17 protein-coding genes are annotated in these 15,803 nt (G+C 63.0%); 5 read left to right on the plus strand and 12 right to left on the minus strand.

Features of this window, described 5'->3' with window-relative positions:
• Nucleotides 1-68 precede the first annotated feature (68 nt).
• From topA to gap, 4 genes are all read right to left on the minus strand, one after another.
• Nucleotides 69-2,813: a type I DNA topoisomerase gene (gene topA, locus PCJ49_RS16285; protein ID WP_269911848.1), complete on the minus strand. Its 2,745-nt coding sequence runs from the start codon at nucleotides 2,811-2,813 to the stop codon at nucleotides 69-71.
• Nucleotides 2,814-2,862: 49 nt separating this feature from the next.
• Nucleotides 2,863-3,984, minus strand: a complete 1,122-nt coding sequence (gene dprA / locus PCJ49_RS16290; protein WP_269911849.1) for a DNA-processing protein DprA — start codon at nucleotides 3,982-3,984, stop codon at nucleotides 2,863-2,865.
• A 162-nt stretch (nucleotides 3,985-4,146) separates the two neighbouring features.
• Nucleotides 4,147-4,380, minus strand: a complete 234-nt coding sequence (locus PCJ49_RS16295) for a DUF3126 family protein (protein ID WP_089289899.1) — start codon at nucleotides 4,378-4,380, stop codon at nucleotides 4,147-4,149.
• A 112-nt stretch (nucleotides 4,381-4,492) separates the two neighbouring features.
• Entirely contained in the window at nucleotides 4,493-5,500 is a 1,008-nt protein-coding gene (gene gap / locus PCJ49_RS16300; RefSeq protein WP_269911850.1) for a type I glyceraldehyde-3-phosphate dehydrogenase, read from the minus strand.
• Between the two features lie 206 nt (nucleotides 5,501-5,706).
• Between gap and PCJ49_RS16305 the strand changes: the two genes are divergently transcribed.
• Entirely contained in the window at nucleotides 5,707-5,964 is a 258-nt protein-coding gene (locus PCJ49_RS16305; RefSeq protein WP_269911851.1) for a hypothetical protein, read from the plus strand.
• A 6-nt stretch (nucleotides 5,965-5,970) separates the two neighbouring features.
• Nucleotides 5,971-6,270 carry a type II toxin-antitoxin system RelE/ParE family toxin gene (locus PCJ49_RS16310; protein ID WP_269911852.1) on the plus strand — a complete coding sequence of 100 codons (300 nt, stop codon included), beginning with the start codon at nucleotides 5,971-5,973 and terminating at the stop codon, nucleotides 6,268-6,270.
• 32 nt (nucleotides 6,271-6,302) lie between these two features.
• Here PCJ49_RS16310 and parE read toward each other — a convergent pair whose 3' ends face one another.
• Nucleotides 6,303-8,294 (minus strand): DNA topoisomerase IV subunit B, encoded by a 1,992-nt coding sequence (gene parE / locus PCJ49_RS16315; protein ID WP_269911853.1) that lies wholly within the window; start codon nucleotides 8,292-8,294, stop codon nucleotides 6,303-6,305.
• Nucleotides 8,295-8,394: 100 nt separating this feature from the next.
• Here parE and PCJ49_RS16320 point away from each other — a divergent pair, with 100 nt between their 5' ends.
• The gene (locus PCJ49_RS16320) at nucleotides 8,395-8,793 is read left to right on the plus strand and encodes an acyl-CoA thioesterase (protein WP_269911854.1); all 399 of its coding nucleotides are present in this window, start codon (nucleotides 8,395-8,397) and stop codon (nucleotides 8,791-8,793) included.
• Between the two features lie 93 nt (nucleotides 8,794-8,886).
• On the opposite strand, the gene ald is transcribed toward PCJ49_RS16320, so the two are convergent.
• Nucleotides 8,887-9,996, minus strand: a complete 1,110-nt coding sequence (gene ald, locus PCJ49_RS16325) for an alanine dehydrogenase (protein ID WP_269911855.1) — start codon at nucleotides 9,994-9,996, stop codon at nucleotides 8,887-8,889.
• Nucleotides 9,997-10,125: 129 nt separating this feature from the next.
• Between ald and PCJ49_RS16330 the strand changes: the two genes are divergently transcribed.
• Nucleotides 10,126-10,596 (plus strand): Lrp/AsnC family transcriptional regulator, encoded by a 471-nt coding sequence (locus tag PCJ49_RS16330; protein ID WP_089289897.1) that lies wholly within the window; start codon nucleotides 10,126-10,128, stop codon nucleotides 10,594-10,596.
• A gap of 3 nt (nucleotides 10,597-10,599) precedes the next feature.
• On the opposite strand, the gene PCJ49_RS16335 is transcribed toward PCJ49_RS16330, so the two are convergent.
• From PCJ49_RS16335 to PCJ49_RS16345, 3 genes are all read right to left on the minus strand, one after another.
• A complete protein-coding gene (locus PCJ49_RS16335) occupies nucleotides 10,600-10,860 on the minus strand; it encodes a phage tail protein (protein WP_269911856.1) in 261 nt (86 codons plus the stop codon).
• 72 nt (nucleotides 10,861-10,932) lie between these two features.
• The gene (locus PCJ49_RS16340; RefSeq protein ID WP_269911857.1) at nucleotides 10,933-11,523 is read right to left on the minus strand and encodes a hypothetical protein; all 591 of its coding nucleotides are present in this window, start codon (nucleotides 11,521-11,523) and stop codon (nucleotides 10,933-10,935) included.
• A 204-nt stretch (nucleotides 11,524-11,727) separates the two neighbouring features.
• The gene (locus PCJ49_RS16345) at nucleotides 11,728-12,159 is read right to left on the minus strand and encodes a tail fiber protein (protein WP_269911858.1); all 432 of its coding nucleotides are present in this window, start codon (nucleotides 12,157-12,159) and stop codon (nucleotides 11,728-11,730) included.
• Between the two features lie 161 nt (nucleotides 12,160-12,320).
• Between PCJ49_RS16345 and PCJ49_RS16350 the strand changes: the two genes are divergently transcribed.
• Nucleotides 12,321-12,713, plus strand: a complete 393-nt coding sequence (locus PCJ49_RS16350) for an NUDIX domain-containing protein (protein WP_269911859.1) — start codon at nucleotides 12,321-12,323, stop codon at nucleotides 12,711-12,713.
• On the opposite strand, the gene plsY is transcribed toward PCJ49_RS16350, so the two are convergent.
• The 3 genes from plsY to PCJ49_RS16365 all read right to left on the minus strand — a co-directional run bounded on the left by plsY (nucleotide 12,710) and on the right by PCJ49_RS16365 (nucleotide 15,702).
• Entirely contained in the window at nucleotides 12,710-13,342 is a 633-nt protein-coding gene (plsY, locus tag PCJ49_RS16355; protein WP_269911860.1) for a glycerol-3-phosphate 1-O-acyltransferase PlsY, read from the minus strand. The two genes, PCJ49_RS16350 and plsY, sit on opposite strands and share 4 nt — an antisense overlap.
• Before the next feature lie 43 nt (nucleotides 13,343-13,385).
• Entirely contained in the window at nucleotides 13,386-14,678 is a 1,293-nt protein-coding gene (gene pyrC / locus PCJ49_RS16360; protein WP_269911861.1) for a dihydroorotase, read from the minus strand.
• Nucleotides 14,679-14,742: 64 nt separating this feature from the next.
• Complete coding sequence (locus tag PCJ49_RS16365; protein ID WP_269911862.1) at nucleotides 14,743-15,702, minus strand: aspartate carbamoyltransferase catalytic subunit; 960 nt, start codon at nucleotides 15,700-15,702, stop codon at nucleotides 14,743-14,745.
• Between the last annotated feature and the right edge of the window lie 101 nt (nucleotides 15,703-15,803).

Raw genomic sequence — 15,803 nt, forward strand, 5'->3', positions numbered from 1 at the left:
GCCCCTGTCCCGTCGGTCTTCCGGGGTAGGCGGCGATGCGGGGATGATCCCCGCATCGCCGTAAAGGGTCAGAACGGTTCGCTTACCTTGGTCGCCTTGGCGGCCGTCTTGCGCGGGGCGGCGGGCTTTTTGGGCGCTGCCGCCGCATCGCCTTTCGCCGCGCTGGCCCGCTTGGGGGCCGTTGCCTTTGCCGTCGCGGTTTTGGCGGTCGCGGCCTTGGTGGTGGTTGCCTTCTTGGCCGGGGCCTTTTTCGGCTTCTCCTCCGCGGTGGAATCCGCTTCCGCCGGGGCGGCGCCCTTCTTGGCACTGTCCTTCGCGGCTTTGGCAGCCAGCAGTTCCACGGCCTGTTCCAGCGTCAGTTCGTCCGACGACATGGCCTTGGGAATGCTGGCGAACAGCTTGTTATGCTTCACATAGGGGCCGAAGCGACCGGACCCGATGCTGATCGGCTTGCCATCCTTGGGATGGTTGCCCAGTTCCCGTCCTGCCACTGCCTTCTTGGCCAGATTGTCGCCCAGCAATATGACCGCCCGGTTCAGCCCGATGGTCAGTACATCATCATCAGGCGGTACATTCTTATAAGCGTCGCCATGTTTCAGATAGGGGCCGTAACGCCCGATGCCGGCCTGGATTTCGATCCCGGTGGAAGGGTGCATCCCCACACTGCGCGGCAGCGACAGCAGGGCCAGCGCTTTGTTCAGGTCAACATCCTGCGGCTCCATGCCGCGCGGCAGCGATACGCGCTTGGGCTTCACCTCCTTGGAGGATTCCGTGCCCAGCTGCACATAGACGCCATAGGGGCCGCGCTTCATCACCACCGTCAGCCCGGTTTCGGGATCGGGGCCCAACTCGCGGTCGGCATCGGCCTCGCCCTCTTCCCCAGCAACCGCCAGGGGGCGGGTATAGCGGCATTCCGGGTAGTTGGAACAACCGATAAAGGCGCCGGTCTTGCCCAGCTTCAGCGACAGCCTGCCGCTGCCGCAGGTGGGGCAGGCGCGCACGTCGATCGGCTGCCCGTCGGCACCAACGCGGGTGGGGAAGAAATGCGGCCCCAGCGCCTCATCCAGGGCATCCAGCACCTGGGTGATGGTCAGATCCTTGGTGCCATCGATGGCACCCCGGAAATGCTGCCAGAAATCGCGCAGCACATCCTTCCAATAGATGCGGCCGCCGGAAATATCGTCCAGCTTCTCTTCCAGCGCCGCCGTGAAATCATACTGCACATAGCGGTTGAAGAAGCTTTCCAGGAAGGTGGTGACCAGCCGGCCCCGGTCCTCCGGCTCAAAGCGCCGCTTCTCCAGCCGCACATAATTGCGTTCCTGCAGCACCTGCAGGATCGACGCATAGGTAGAGGGCCGGCCGATCCCCAGCTCTTCCATCTTTTTCACCAGGCTCGCCTCCGTATAGCGGGGCGGGGGCTGGGTGAAATGCTGGTCAGATTTCAGATTGCCGCGCGTCAGGTCGTCGCCATCCTTCATCGGCGGCAGGCGGCGGTTCTCCTCTTCCTCCCCATCATCATCCTTATCTTCCTGATAAACCTTCAGGAAGCCGTCGAAACGGATGATGGAGCCGGTGGCGCGGAACACGGCTTCCGCGCCCTTGCTCATAATGTCGACCGTCACCTGATCCAGGATGGCGCTGGCCATCTGGCTGGCCATGGTGCGCTTCCAGATCAGCTCATAGAGCCGCAACTCATCCTTGTCGAGATAGCGGCCCATCTGGTCCGGGCGGCGGAACAGGTCGGTGGGGCGGATCGCCTCGTGCGCCTCCTGGGCGTTCTTGGCGGCGGTCTTGTAGATGCGGGGCTTTTCCGGGACGTAGGCCGCCCCCCAGGTCTGGTCGATCAGCCGGCGGGAGCCGTCAATCGCCTCCTGGCTCAGCGACACGCCATCGGTTCGCATATAGGTGATCAGGCCGACCGTTTCACCGCCGATATCCACGCCTTCATAGAGCTTCTGGGCCGTGCGCATCGTCTTCACGGCGCCGAAACCCAGCTTGCGGCTGGCTTCCTGCTGCAAGGTGGAGGTGGTGAAGGGCGCATAGGGGTTGCGCTTCACCTCCCGCCGTTCCACCCGGCCCACCTTGAACAGCATCGGGCGGATGCGGGCCAGGGCGGCCTCGGCCTGTTCCTTGTTGGTCAGGCTGAATTTTTCCAGCCGCTTGCCGTCCAGCTGGGTCAGGCGGGCGGTGAAGGTGGCGCCATCGTGGGTTTTGAATTCCGCCTCGATGGTCCAATATTCCTGTGGGCGGAAGGCTTCGATCTCCGCTTCCCGCTCACAGATCAGCCGCAGGGCCACCGACTGAACGCGCCCTGCCGAGCGGCTGCCCGGCAGCTTGCGCCACAGCACCGGCGACAGGGTGAAGCCCACCAGATAATCCAGCGCGCGGCGGGCCAGATAGGCCTGAACCAGTTCCTGGTCGACGTCGCGCGGCTTGGATATGGCATCCAGCACGGCACTCTTGGTGATCTCATTGAAGGTGATGCGGCGGATTTCCCGACCGGCCAGCCGCTTTTCCTTCAGCAGTTCCTGGACGTGCCAGGCAATCGCCTCCCCCTCTCTGTCAGGGTCGGTGGCGAGATAGACGCGGGTAGCCCCCTTCACGGCACGGGCGATTTCGTCCACATGGCGTTTGGAGCGGTCCCCCAACTCCCAATCCATCTCGAAATCCTCGTCAGGACGGACGGATCCATCCTTGGGCGGCAGATCGCGGACATGGCCAAAGCTGGCCAGAACCGTGTAATCCTGCCCGAGATATTTGTTGATGGTCTTGGCCTTGGCCGGGGACTCGACGATGACGACACTGCCAGCCACTGAACGACCCGCCTTTCGAGGGATACAGTAACGATAGGGATAACGGGGGTCAGATCAGGCTGACACGCCCGCCAGGATGACGCTGCAAACGACCCGCCAGTTCCAACTCCAGCAGGATTGTCAGTACCACCCCGGCAGACAATTGGCAGCCGCGAACCAGTTCGTCAATCAGAACCGGGGTGGGGGACAGGCTCTCCACCACGATGGCACGGGCTTTATCCATCATTTTTTCATCCACCGGGGCGCCGGGGCCACCCCGAAACAGGCCGCCCGGTGGTTCCGACAGGGGGGAGAGGCTGGCATTGCGCAGGGCCAGAATCACATCCTCGGCCGTTTCCACCAGCCCGGCACCTTCCTTGATCAGCCGGTTGCAGCCCTGGGCGCGCGGGTCCAGCGGTGAGCCCGGCACGGCGAAAACGTCGCGCCCCTGTTCGGCGGCAAAGCGGGCGGTGATCAGGGAGCCGGACTTCAACGCCGCCTCCACCACCACCACGCCCAGCGACAGGCCGGAGATCAGCCGGTTGCGCCGGGGAAAGTGGCGGGCCTGCGGCTCGGTGCCCAGGGGCGATTCGGCGATGATGGCGCCCCGTTGCGCCAGTTCCCGATAAAGGGCTTCATTCTCCGGGGGGTAGATCACATCAATGCCGCCGGCGACCACGGCGGCGGTGCCTTTGGCCAGCGATCCTTCATGTGCTGCCGTATCAATGCCGCGTGCCAGGCCGGACACGACGGTGAAGCCGGCATCGGCCAGATCATGGGCCAGTTTTTCGGCCATCTTGCGCCCGACGATACTGGCGTTGCGGGCCCCGACAATGCCCACACAGGGCCGCGCCAGCAGGCCAGGGAAGCCCAGTACGGTCAGCACGGGCGGGGCATCATCCACAGTCGCCAGGGGCCTGGGATATTCCGCCTCCCCCTTGCAGATCAGCCGGGCGCCGCGTTTTTCCAGCGCTGCCAACTCCCGCTCCACCTCCGCCTTGGGCGGCACGCGCAACGGTTGTTGCCGGCCGCCCTTGCGGGCCAGATCAGGCAGGGCCGCCAGGGCGGCAGTGGCCGTGCCAAACCGCTCCAGCAACCGGGCAAAGGTGATGGGGCCGACATTTTCCGTGCGAATCAGGCGCAGCCAGTCAATACGATCCTGGCGGGTGAACTGGCTTTGCGGTGCGTGCATCGGGGCGGGACCACGTGAAATTCAAGAAGATCATCTTGTGATCTATTCTCGCATTTCGATGCGATCAAAACAAGAACAAATCCGCCAGAAAAAAGGCCGCCATCTGTCTCCCCCAGAAGGGGGGCAGGGGCGGCCTTATCCAATGCCGTGCGGGCCCCTTGCTTACTTGCCCTTGGCCGGGGCGATGTTCGGCAGGTCTTCGGACAGGATGGACATGTTGAAGGCGTAGGAGACGTCGCCATCTTCCTCGTCCCGGTACAGCGTGCCAATGAACTCGCCATCCAGCGTCACTTCGACGGGCTGGCCCTTCTTGGCCGGCGGGTTCACGGTGATCTTTTCGTTGCCGAAATTACGGCGGAGATAGGCCTGCAGGCGGGCGATCTCGTTGGGGGTCATGTCTTTCTCGTCGGTTGCTTGAAACGTCAAGGGCGCCGTCCGCGACACGGACGGCGCCCAACCGTTACGGCAGCGCAACGAAATCGTTCCGCTGCCGAAATCAGTGGGTCAATCAGCCAGCCTTGGCCATGGCGATGACAGTATCGCCCATGCGGTTGGAGAAGCCCCATTCATTGTCGTACCAGGACAGGATGCGCACGAAATTGCCTTCCATGACCTTGGTCTCGCTCAGCGCGAAGATCGAGCTGTGGGCGTCATGGTTGAAGTCGCTGGACACCAGCGGCTCCGCATAGGCGCCCAGGATGCCCTTCAGCGGGCCGTTGGCGGCCTCGGTGATGAGCTGGTTGATTTCTTCCACGCTGGTGTTGCGCTTGGCGACGAACTTGAAATCCACCACGGAGACGTTCGGGGTGGGAACGCGCAGCGAGGTGCCGTCCAGCTTGCCCTTCAGTTCCGGCAGAACCTTGCCCACGGCCTTGGCAGCACCGGTGGAGGTGGGGATGATGTTCAGCGCGGCGGCGCGGGCGCGGTGCAGATCCTTGTGGAACGTGTCCACGGTGTTCTGGTCGCCGGTATAGCTGTGGATGGTGGTCATGAAGCCATGGTCGATGCCGATGCCGTTATTCAGCACATAGGCGACCGGGGCCAGGCAGTTGGTGGTGCACGACGCGTTGGAGACGATCTTGTGTTCGGCTGTCAGCTTGTGATGGTTCACACCATAAACGACGGTCAGATCCTCATCCGTGGCCGGGGCGGAGATCAGCACCTTCTTGGCACCGGCGGTCAGGTGCTTGGAAGCGGCGTCGCGGCTGGTGAAGATGCCGGAGCATTCCAGGGCGATATCAACGCCCAGCTCACCCCAGGGCAACTGGGCCGGGTCGCGCTGCTGCACGGAACGGATGGTGTGGCCATTGACCACCAGATTGCCGTCCACGACCTCCACAGTGCCGGGGAAACGGCCATGCACGCTGTCATACTTCAGCAGATGGGCATTGGACTTGGCGTCGGCCAGATCGTTGATAGCGACGACCTCGATATCGGTCCGACCGCTTTCAAAGAGCGCGCGCAGCACCAGACGGCCAATACGCCCGAACCCGTTGATCGCAACTTTAACAGCCATGCTTTCCTCCGATTGAACGACGCCCCGGCCCAGCGGCCGGCCCATCGATGGCCTACAGCGTCCCACGCCTTTGGTAAACCCGGATTAGCCCGCCTTGTGCCCCGGGACAAGGCGCTTCCGCCTGAATCCGCCATGCATCATGCGCACGGCATTTCGGCTTGGGGGCAGCGGTGGACAGGTGCGGCCGCCTGGTCCATAGTATCTTTATGGATGGCCATATCGACCTTGATGACCGTACAGCCCGCACCCTGGAGCGCTTGCAGGCGCTGACCGGGCGCCCTGTCGCGTCCATTCTGGATGATGCCCTATCTGCGGAACTGGCGCGGGTGGAGCATGAAGCCCTGCGCGCGATCATACAGGCCGGGGTCGATGCGGCGGACGCGGGGCGTTTTTCGACCAGAACGGTGGAAGAATTGTTTGAGGTTGCAGTGGCTCGTGCGGCAACAAACAACCAAGACCGATAAAATCGCATGTCCTACCGTCTGACCGAACTGGCGGCGCAGGATTTGGTCGATATTATTGAATATACCATTGTTAAATGGGGCCTTGGTCAGGGCCGAAAATATCAAGCCGCTTTTCTTCGTGTCTTTGATCGGCTCGGTAAAAATCCCTTTGCTTTGGGAAGCCGTCCCTTATCTGATCTGGCAGCGGGGGTCCGGGCCATAAATGCCGAACAGCACATTGTTATTTACCGAAACGTAGATGCAGGCGTAGAAATACTGCGAATTTTGCATCAGCGCATGAATTTATCGCTGCATAAGTTGCTTTAAACAACGCGAGCAATTTGCTCGCGCCGTTCCCATCAAACATCCAAATCCTGCGCAAACTTCGCATTTTCAGTGATGAACTTGAACCGTAGCTCTGGCTTGCGGCCCATCAGGCTTTCCACCAGGGATTTGGTGGATTCCACATCATCCTTCTGCTCCGGGTCGCGCAGGTCGGGCACCACCACGCGCAGCAACATGCGCTTTTTCGGGTCCATGGTGGTTTCCTTCAACTGGGCCGGCGGCATTTCGCCCAGGCCCTTGAAGCGGCTGATTTCGATCTTGCCCTTCACATTCTTGAAGGTGCTTCGCATCAGCTCGTCCTTATGCGCGTCGTCACGCGCATACTGCACCTTGCCGCCGCCGGACAGGCGATAGAGCGGGGGCAGGGCCAGATAAAGATGCCCTTGCTGGATCAGGGCCGGCATTTCCCGATAGAAGAAGGTCATCAACAAGGAGGCAATGTGCGCCCCGTCCACGTCGGCGTCGGTCATGATGATGACGCGTTCGTAGCGAAGCTTGTCGACGCTGAAATCCTTGCCGGTGCCACAGCCCAGCGCCTGGGCCAGATCGGCCAGTTCCTGGTTGCCGCGCAGCTTGTCCACGCTGGCCGAGGCCACATTGAGGATCTTGCCGCGCAGGGGCAGAATGGCCTGGGTTTCACGCGAGCGGGCCTGTTTGGCCGAACCGCCGGCCGAATCACCCTCGACGATGAAAATCTCGGTATCTTCGGCACTCTGGCGCGAACAATCGGCCAGCTTGCCGGGCAGGCGCAGGCGGCGGGTTGGCGTTTTGCGCGCCATCTCCTTCTGCGCCTTCTTGCGCGCCCGCTCATCCGCCTTTTCGATCAGCCGTTCGATCAGGGCCTTGGCAGCATCGGGGGAGCCGGAAAGCCAATGGTCGAAATGGTCCTTGATGGCGGCATCGGTCAGCTTCTGCGCCTCCGCATTCACCAGCCGTTCCTTGGTCTGGCCCTGGAAATGCGGGTCGCGGATAAAGACGGAGAGCAGCACCATCGCCCCTTCCATCACATCATCGGCGGTGATGGTGGCGGCGCGCTTATTACCCAGCAGGTCGCCATAGCCCTTGATGGCGCGGATCAGCGCCCCGCGCAGGCCCTGTTCATGCGTGCCGCCCAGCGGCGTGGGGATGGTGTTGCAATAGGTGTGGCTGAAACCTTCATCATCTTCCGGCCAGGCCACCGCCCATTCCACCCGCCCGGCATCACCGGGAAATTCCGCCTGACCGGCGAACGGGTTGGGGGTGACAGTGGCGCGGCCTTTCAGGCTGCCGGTCAGATAATCCAGCAGGCCGTTGGGGAAATGCAGCACCTCTGCCGCCGGCACCTCGCTGCCCGGCGGCAACAGGCTGGCATCACAGCTCCAGCGGATTTCCACGCCACGGTAAAGATAGGCCTTGGAGCGGCAGAGCCGGTAAAGCCGTTCCGGCTTGAACTGCGCATCGGCGCCGAAAATCTCCGCATCCGGGTGGAAGCTGACCGTGGTGCCGCGCCGATTCTGCACCGCCCCGCCACTGGTCAGCGGCCCCAGCGGTACCCCGCGGGAGAAGTTCTGCACCCAAAGCTGACGGTCGCGCGCCACCTCCACATGCAGCCGATCGGACAGGGCATTCACCACGGCGGAACCCACGCCATGCAGGCCGCCGGAGGTGGCATAGACCTTGCCGGAGAATTTGCCGCCCGAATGCAGGGTGGTGAAAATCACCTCCAGCGCGGACTTGCCGGGATATTTGGGATGTTCATCGGTGGGGATGCCGCGCCCATTGTCGCGCACCGTTACCGTGCCATCGGCGGCAAGGTCCAGTTCGATGCGGTTGGCATGGCCTGCCACCGCTTCGTCCATGGCGTTGTCCAGCACCTCCGCCACCAGATGGTGCAGGGCGCGTTCATCGGTGCCGCCAATATACATGCCGGGACGGCGGCGCACGGGTTCCAGCCCCTCCAGAACTTCGATGTCCTGGGCGGAATAGCTGTCCTGCTTGACGGCGGTATTCTGAAAAAGGTCGCTCATGCCCCATTATAGGGAGGGGGAACGCCAAGGTTCAAGGAGATGCAGTATCTCCGAACGATATATGCCACCATATTTTGTAGCTTGCCCTGGGAGGGCAGAGATGTCTGAGCGAGTTCCCGATTTCGACCGCGACGCCCCCGCCTCGCGTACCTTCGCGATGCCGAAGGATTTGAACGGCAATGGCGATGTTTTCGGCGGCTGGGTGATGTCACAGATGGACCTGGCAGGGTCGGCACCCGCCGTCCGGCTGGCGCGGGGACCTGTGGCAACCGTCGGCGTGGAAGCGATGAAGTTCCATCGCCCGGTCAGCGTCGGCGACGAGGTGAATTGCTATACAGAGGTGGAGCGGGTGGGCCGCACCTCCATCCGCGTGCGCATCGATGTCTGGGTCCGCAAACTGGATGGCACCGCCTACAAGGTGACGGAGGGTGTTTTCACCTACGTCGCCATCGACAAGGATGGCCGCCCGCGTCCGGTGGTTCCGGCCCTGGCGGAATGAAAACGGGCGGGACTCGGGGGTGATGTTCCCCGGGTTCCGCCCGCTTGTCAGCGATAACCAGGGGCCGGCGGTTGGCGCCGGCCCCTGTCCTGATCAACCCAGGACGGCTTCCGGGCTGATCACCTTGCCCAGATGGGCGATGGCGGGATGGGTCAACTCGCCATTGGCCACGTTCAGGCCGTTGCGCAGATGCACGTCATCCTTCAGCGCCTGCACCCAGCCCTTGTCGGCCAGGGCCAGCACGAAGGGGGCGGTGGCATTGTTCAGCGCGAAGGTGGAGGTGCGGGCAACCGCACCCGGCATGTTGGCCACGCAATAGTGGATCACGCCATCCACCACATAGGTGGGATCGGCATGGGTGGTGGCGTGGCTGGTTTCAAAGCAGCCGCCCTGGTCGATGGCGACGTCCACCAGCACGGCACCCTTCTTCATGCGGCCAACCAGTTCCCGGCTGACCACCTTCGGGGCTTCGGCGCCCGGCACCAGCACGGCGCCGATCACCAGATCGGCTTCCAGCACGGCCTGTTCGATGGTGTCGACATTGGCATAAACGGTGTTCAGGCGGCGGCCGAACTGCTGGTCCAACTGGCGCAACCGGTCCAGCGACTTGTCCAGCACGGTGACATGGGCTTCCAGGCCCATGGCCATGCGGGCGGCATTGGTGCCGACCACGCCGCCACCGATGATGGCAACCTTGGCCGGCGGGGTGCCGGGCACGCCCCCCAGCAGGATGCCGATGCCGCCATAGGATTTTTCCAGGCAATGGGCGCCGGCCTGGATGGACATGCGCCCGGCCACTTCCGACATCGGCGCCAGCAGGGGCAGGCCGCCATTGCGGTCGGTCACAGTTTCATAGGCAATGCAGATGGCGCCCGATTCCTGCAACAGCTTGGCCTGCTCCGGATCGGGGGCCAGATGCAGATAGGTGAACAGCACCTGGCCGGGGCGCAGCAGCTTGCATTCCACCGGCTGCGGTTCCTTCACCTTCACGATCATGTCGGCGCGGGCGAAAATTTCCTCGGCCGTATCGATGATGGTGGCACCGGCGGCGATATACAGATCGTCGGTCAGGCCGATGGCCGCACCGGCATTCTTCTGCACGATCACCTGATGGCCATGCACCACCAGCTGGCGCACGTTACCGGGGATCAGGCCGACGCGATATTCGTGATTTTTAATCTCTTTCGGCACACCGATGAGCATGTTTGTTCTCCCTGTTCGGATGTGCAGAAACGATACGCCTGAAGGCCGGTGAATGTCCTTGCAAAGAGGGCTTGCGTCATGGCCTCATTTCGACGTTTCGTGCATGAAACCATTCATTCGCGGTGGAATATGCGGCCAGCTGATCTGGATGCCATTGATGTCAAGATTCTCACCCATGTTCAGGCCGATGGCCGGATCAGTGTGGCCGATCTGGCGGACAAGGTTGGATTGTCGCCATCAGCCTGTCACCGGCGGCTGAAACGGCTGGAAGATGATGGGGTGATCGAAGGCTATGTCGGGCTGGTCAGCCCGGCGGCGCTGGGGCGCGGCACCTCGGTCTTTGTACAGATCACCCTGGACCGGCAGCAGGATCAGGATCTGCGCGCGTTTGAGGCCAAGGTGATGGAAAGTCCGGAAGTGATGGAATGCTATCTGATGGCCGGTGACAGCGATTACATGCTGCGCGTCATGGTGGCCGATGGCAGCGATTATGAACGGCTGCACACCCAGACGCTGACCCGCCTGCCGGGGGTGGCGCGCGTGCGCTCCAGCTTCACCCTGCGCACGGTGGCCAAGCGGACCACCGTGCCCATCCGGTGAGGGTTACCGCTGCTGCGGGAACATTCCCTTGTAGGCGATGATCGGGGTCATGCCGCTGCGGGCTTCAGGGGTTTGCATCAGGTTGGGCAGGGCGAAGGTGGTGTTCTCGCCACTGCCGGGGGTGCCGCCATATTTCCAGCCGATGACCATAAACAGCGCTTCATATTTTTTGACCGGCAATATGGCGCCGTCACATTTCAACCAGCCCTCAGGGATGACCGTACCGGCGATGTAGCGTGTCTCGCCAATGAAACTGTCACTCATGTTTGTCTCCCATAAATGCGTGTATGTCTGGGTTTCCAAATTTCCTGACGACCGATAACTCGCTTGGCGATGCTATTCAGGGGTTGCCCGGTTATAGCGGGTCGCCGTCAGCAAGTCGGAGACGGCGCAGGATTTGGTATCTTTGAAGCCATTGGCGCGCATCTCGGCACGAATGGCGGCATCGCCAAAGGGGGCCTTACCACCCTTGGCGTAAATGGCCCAGATGGGACGGCCCGCCGCCATCCCCCGCGCCATTGCCAGATCATCGGCACAGGTGATGCAGGCAATGATCATGTTGGCAGCGGCGGCGCTGTCCGTCCGGCACCCTTCCAGGGCAGTGACAAGGGCTGTATCTTCAACCGATCCCAGGACAATGGCGGTTGCCCCATCCGCCAGCCCCAGTTTGGCTTTCAGGCTGGGCGGTTCCCTGGCAATCGCCTTTGCCCAGGCGGTGGCAGCCGGCACGCCAAGCGCCAGTACCACAATCTCCCCAGCGCAGGAGAAGGCCAAACCGGTTTCAGTGACGCGCACATCAGCAATAGCGGATTTTGGGAAGCGCCGTTTTATGGCACCGCGCAGGATCAGTTCGCTGCTTTCCAGCAGGGCTTTCACCTCCCCGCTTTCCTGGCCGACAAGGGCCTGCGTTATCGCTTCCTTGCCCATTGTGCTTCCCCATCTTGAAGCATCCAATATTAGACCCGGATGCGTTTAACTGTAAACGCATCCGGGTCTATGCCCTTGTTCAGCGAGCGGATTCACGCTTCAAAGCGATCCCGCTTTTCCGCGATCCGCTCTAACGAAATTGCTGTGCAAGCTATGGGCCAGAAACGGGGGTGGGCCGCCCGTAGCATGGGCGGCCCAGCGGCATCAATCGAAGTTCGGGTAAATGCCGTTTATGCAGATGAAAGCGCCTACACCGGCGTAAGGCGGCGGTGGCAGGGGGATGGTTTCAGATGCGCTGGTCTGCGCCGTTACCGTTTCACCATCCTGTGCAGGTGCTGCTGCCGTCACCACATGGCTGGAAGCGGGAATGTTAATGTTGGTGCTGCCGCCGGTTGCACCCTGCCGCGTCGCCGGAATGCGGTCTGGCAGTGCCTGCTGGTTGATGCCGACAGCGACGCGCCCCCGCAGATCCGGGAGGGCGAATGTTGTACGCCCATCACCGCCATAGGCGTTGCCCAAAAGAGAGTAAAGTGCTTGATATTGCATGATATTCAGAAGCCGACCGTCACAGGGCAACCAACCATCGAACGACCGCGTGTAGGCGAAATAGCAGATTTGTCCGAGATAGAAGTCCATCGTTTCCACCTTCCTGTGCAGGGTTTCCGTAGCGAAATGCTGTACCATTAAGGGGTGTATATAGAGCAAGCATGAGTTGCAAGTGTCGTCAGGCTTCAGCTTGCTGAAGCCGCTTGTTCCAGATACAAAACGATCAAGATACAGATTACGGTGTGCCGGAAATGACCCCACGTGTCGGCTGTGGTGCCTTTATTCAGGACGGGCAAGGGCGGTTGCTGCTGGTCAAGCGGCGCCGTAACCCGGAGGCTGACCATTGGGGCCTGCCGGGCGGCAAGGTGGATTTCCTGGAAAAGGTGGCGGACACCGTGGTGCGGGAAATTGCCGAGGAACTGGGCGTGCAGATCGCGCTGACCGGGCTGCTCTGCGTTGTTGACCAGATCGACCGGGAGGCGCCCAGCCACTGGATCAACCCTGTCCACCGTGCCCGGATTGTTGCGGGTGAACCGCGGGTGATGGAGCCAGACGCGCTGGCCGATTGGGGCTGGTTCGCCTTGGATGCGTTGCCATCGCCCCTGACGGTGTCGACAAGGGCGGCGTTGGCGGCGGCGGCTTAGGCCGCCGTCTCCTTCTTCTTCGCTCCGATCTTCGGTTCCGTGCCCTTCAGCAGCCGGGCGATGTTTTCCTTGTGCCGGATGAAGACCAGCAGGGCGATGAAGACGCACAGGCCCGCCACCGCCGGCCCGGCCAGGAACCAGGCGACCACCGGGCTGAGCCCGATGGCAATCAGGGCGGAAAGCGAGGAGATACGGAAGGCGAAAGCGGCCAGCAGCCAGGTGCCGCAGGCGGACAGCCCCACCGGCCAGGCAATGGCCAGCAGCACGCCCAGGGCGGTGGCAACCCCCTTGCCACCCTTGAAGCCCAGCCAGACCGGGAAGCTGTGGCCCAGCATGGAGCCGGCAGCGGCGGCCACCGCCGCTTCCACCCCGCCGAAATAGAGTGCCAGCAGGGTGGCGATGCCGCCCTTGCCGCTATCCAGGATCAGGGTCAATGCTGCCAGCGGCTTGTTGCCGGTGCGTAGCACATTGGTGGCACCGATATTGCCGCTGCCGATCTTGCGGATATCGCCATAGCCCGCCAGCCGGGTCAGCACCAGCCCGAACGGGATGGAGCCCAGGAAATAGCCGCCGGCAAAAGCGGCGATCAGCAGGCCCCAGGCCAGGGAAGCGGTTGCCGGTTCAACCATGATGGCGCCGATCCTTTTTGTTCTTGCCGTTGGGCGGGGCGGGTCAGGCGGCGCGGGTGAACACGCTGCGCCCATCCACGATGGTGCGCATCACCATGCCCTGAACCGGGCGCTTGTCGAAACAGCTATTCTTCGATTTCGACGCCAGCTTCTCCGCCTCGATCCGCCAAGGCCGGTCCAGATCGAACAACACCAGATCGGCAGCCCCGCCCCGGGTCAGCCGGCCCAGATGCGTCAGGCCCAGAATGTCGGCGGGGATATGGGTGACGGCGGCCAGCGCGCGGGCCAGCGGCACCTGGCCCTTATGATGCAGGTCCAGCACCAGCGGCAGCAAGGTTTCAAACCCGACCGCGCCAAAGGCCGCCTGGGCGAAGGGCACGCGCTTGCTGTCCTGATCATGCGGCTGGTGGTCCGACGTGATGGCGTCGATGGTGCCATCGGCCAGCCCTTCCACAATGGCGCTGCGATCCGTTTCGCTGCGCAGGGGCGGCTTCAGCTTGAAGAAGGTGCGGTAATCGCCGACATCCATTTCCGTCAGGGAGAAATAGGGCGGGGCGGTGTCGCAGGTGATGGACAGCCCGCGGGCCTTGGCCCGGCGGATGACATTGACCGATTCGGCGGTGGAGATATTGGCGGCGTGGTAACGCCCGCCGGTCATTTCCACCAGCCGCAGATCACGTTCCAGCATGATCACCTCAGCCATGGGCGGGATGCCGGCCAGGCCTAGCTTGGTGGCGATCTCCCCGGCATTCATCACGCCCCCGGCCAGACGCGGCTCGCTCGGATGCTGGAAAATGGTCTGGCCGAAGGTGCTGGCATAGGAAAGCGCGCGGCGCATCAGGGCAGGGTCAGCGATGGGGCCGCCATCGGTGAAGCCGATAGCCCCAGCCTCCATCAATAACCCGATCTCCGCCAGCTCCTTGCCGGCATTTTCCCGCGTCAGGGCACCATAGGCGAAAATCTTCACCAGCTTGGTTTCCCGCGCCCGGCGAGCGATGAACTCAATCCCCGCCACATCATCGATCACCGGATCGGTGTTGGGCAGGGCCGCCAGGGCGGTGATACCGCCGGCCGCCGCACTGCGGCTGGCGGTCAGGATCGTCTCATTATGCTCAAACCCCGGTTCGCCGACAGCGGCGCGCAGGTCCACCAGACCGGGGGCAAGGCAAAGGCCCGTGCAATCCACCGCCGTCACCCCCTCCGGCACGCCATTGGCGAACAGGCCGGGGCCGAAATCCTTGATGCGGGTGCCTTCCACCAGAAGGCCGCCAACGGCATCCAGGCCGGTGGCGGGATCGATCAGGCGGGCATTCAGATAGGCGGTGCGCTGGGTCATGGGGGCGTGTCCGGGCCGGCGGGCGGGAAAGGGCGATGGGGGCGGAACAGGGCGGCGGCTGGGCTCACCCCTTGTGGCGCACCAGCAGATCCAGGCAGGCCATGCGCACGGCGACGCCCAGTTCCACCTGCTGTAAGATGACGGAGCGGTGGATATCGTCGGCCACCAGACTGTCGATCTCCACCCCGCGGTTCATCGGGCCGGGATGCATGATCAGGGCGCCGGGCTTGGCCACGGCCAGCTTCTCATAATCCAGGCCGAAGAAGCGGAAATATTCCCGCTGGCTGGGCACGAACTGGCCCTGCATCCGTTCCAGTTGCAGACGCAGCATCATAACGATGTCGGCATCCTTCAGGCCGGTCTTCATCGAATGATGCACTTCCACGCTCAACTCCCCGATGGCGCTCGGCAGCAGGGTGGGCGGGGCCACCACGCGCACGTTGGCGCCCATGATGTTGAGCAGCTGGATGTTGGAGCGGGCGACGCGGCTGTGCAGGATATCGCCGCAGATGGCGACAGTCAGGCCCTTCAGCGTGCCCAGGCGGCGGCGGATGGTCAGCGCATCCAGCAGGGCCTGGGTCGGGTGTTCATGCTGGCCGTCGCCGGCATTCAGCACCGCGCAATTCACCTTGTCGGCCAGCAGCTTCGGCGCGCCCGATTCCTGGTGGCGAACCACCAGCGCATCCAGATGCATGGCGTTCAGGGTCATCGCCGTGTCGATCAGCGTCTCCCCCTTCTTCACCGAGCTGCCATCGACGGACATGTTGATGCAGTCGGCCCCCAGCCGGCGGGCCGCCAGTTCGAAACTGGTGCGGGTGCGGGTGGAGTTTTCGAAGAACAGGTTGACGACAGTGCGCCCGGCCAGCAGGTCGGACTTGGCCCCGGCGCGATTCTGTTCGACATAGCGGTCGGCCAGATCCAGCAGCAGGTTGATTTCCGGTGCCGTCAGCCCCTGGATGCCCAGCAGGTGCCGGTGGCTGAAAGTCTCGGCGCGGCCGTCGATATCATGCGGATGGGTCGCCATGGGGCGCTGCCTCGGGGTCTGGAAACGGGGCTGGGTCGGTTGGCGCGGACTATAGCGCGGGGCCGGTTGCAGGCAAGTGCGCGGCACGGGGGGCAGGGTTT

The sequence above is a fragment of the Niveispirillum sp. BGYR6 genome (assembly GCF_027568365.1).
GTDB lineage: Bacteria > Pseudomonadota > Alphaproteobacteria > Azospirillales > Azospirillaceae > Niveispirillum.

Excerpts from the sequence above, each read along its gene's own strand:
- plsY (WP_269911860.1), bottom strand. The coding sequence starts at position 13,342 with ATGGTTGAACCGGCAACCGCTTCCCTGGCCTGGGGCCTGCTGATCGCC.
- PCJ49_RS16305 (WP_269911851.1), top strand. The coding sequence starts at position 5,707 with ATGGATGGCCATATCGACCTTGATGACCGTACAGCCCGCACCCTGGAG.
- dprA (WP_269911849.1), bottom strand. The coding sequence starts at position 3,984 with ATGCACGCACCGCAAAGCCAGTTCACCCGCCAGGATCGTATTGACTGG.
- PCJ49_RS16365 (WP_269911862.1), bottom strand. The coding sequence starts at position 15,702 with ATGGCGACCCATCCGCATGATATCGACGGCCGCGCCGAGACTTTCAGC.
- PCJ49_RS16310 (WP_269911852.1), top strand. The coding sequence starts at position 5,971 with ATGTCCTACCGTCTGACCGAACTGGCGGCGCAGGATTTGGTCGATATT.
- parE (WP_269911853.1), bottom strand. The coding sequence starts at position 8,294 with ATGAGCGACCTTTTTCAGAATACCGCCGTCAAGCAGGACAGCTATTCC.
- PCJ49_RS16330 (WP_089289897.1), top strand. The coding sequence starts at position 10,126 with ATGCGGCCAGCTGATCTGGATGCCATTGATGTCAAGATTCTCACCCAT.
- PCJ49_RS16340 (WP_269911857.1), bottom strand. The coding sequence starts at position 11,523 with ATGGGCAAGGAAGCGATAACGCAGGCCCTTGTCGGCCAGGAAAGCGGG.
- pyrC (WP_269911861.1), bottom strand. The coding sequence starts at position 14,678 with ATGACCCAGCGCACCGCCTATCTGAATGCCCGCCTGATCGATCCCGCC.
- PCJ49_RS16350 (WP_269911859.1), top strand. The coding sequence starts at position 12,321 with ATGACCCCACGTGTCGGCTGTGGTGCCTTTATTCAGGACGGGCAAGGG.
- ald (WP_269911855.1), bottom strand. The coding sequence starts at position 9,996 with ATGCTCATCGGTGTGCCGAAAGAGATTAAAAATCACGAATATCGCGTC.
- PCJ49_RS16320 (WP_269911854.1), top strand. The coding sequence starts at position 8,395 with ATGTCTGAGCGAGTTCCCGATTTCGACCGCGACGCCCCCGCCTCGCGT.
- PCJ49_RS16295 (WP_089289899.1), bottom strand. The coding sequence starts at position 4,380 with ATGACCCCCAACGAGATCGCCCGCCTGCAGGCCTATCTCCGCCGTAAT.
- PCJ49_RS16335 (WP_269911856.1), bottom strand. The coding sequence starts at position 10,860 with ATGAGTGACAGTTTCATTGGCGAGACACGCTACATCGCCGGTACGGTC.
- gap (WP_269911850.1), bottom strand. The coding sequence starts at position 5,500 with ATGGCTGTTAAAGTTGCGATCAACGGGTTCGGGCGTATTGGCCGTCTG.
- PCJ49_RS16345 (WP_269911858.1), bottom strand. The coding sequence starts at position 12,159 with ATGGACTTCTATCTCGGACAAATCTGCTATTTCGCCTACACGCGGTCG.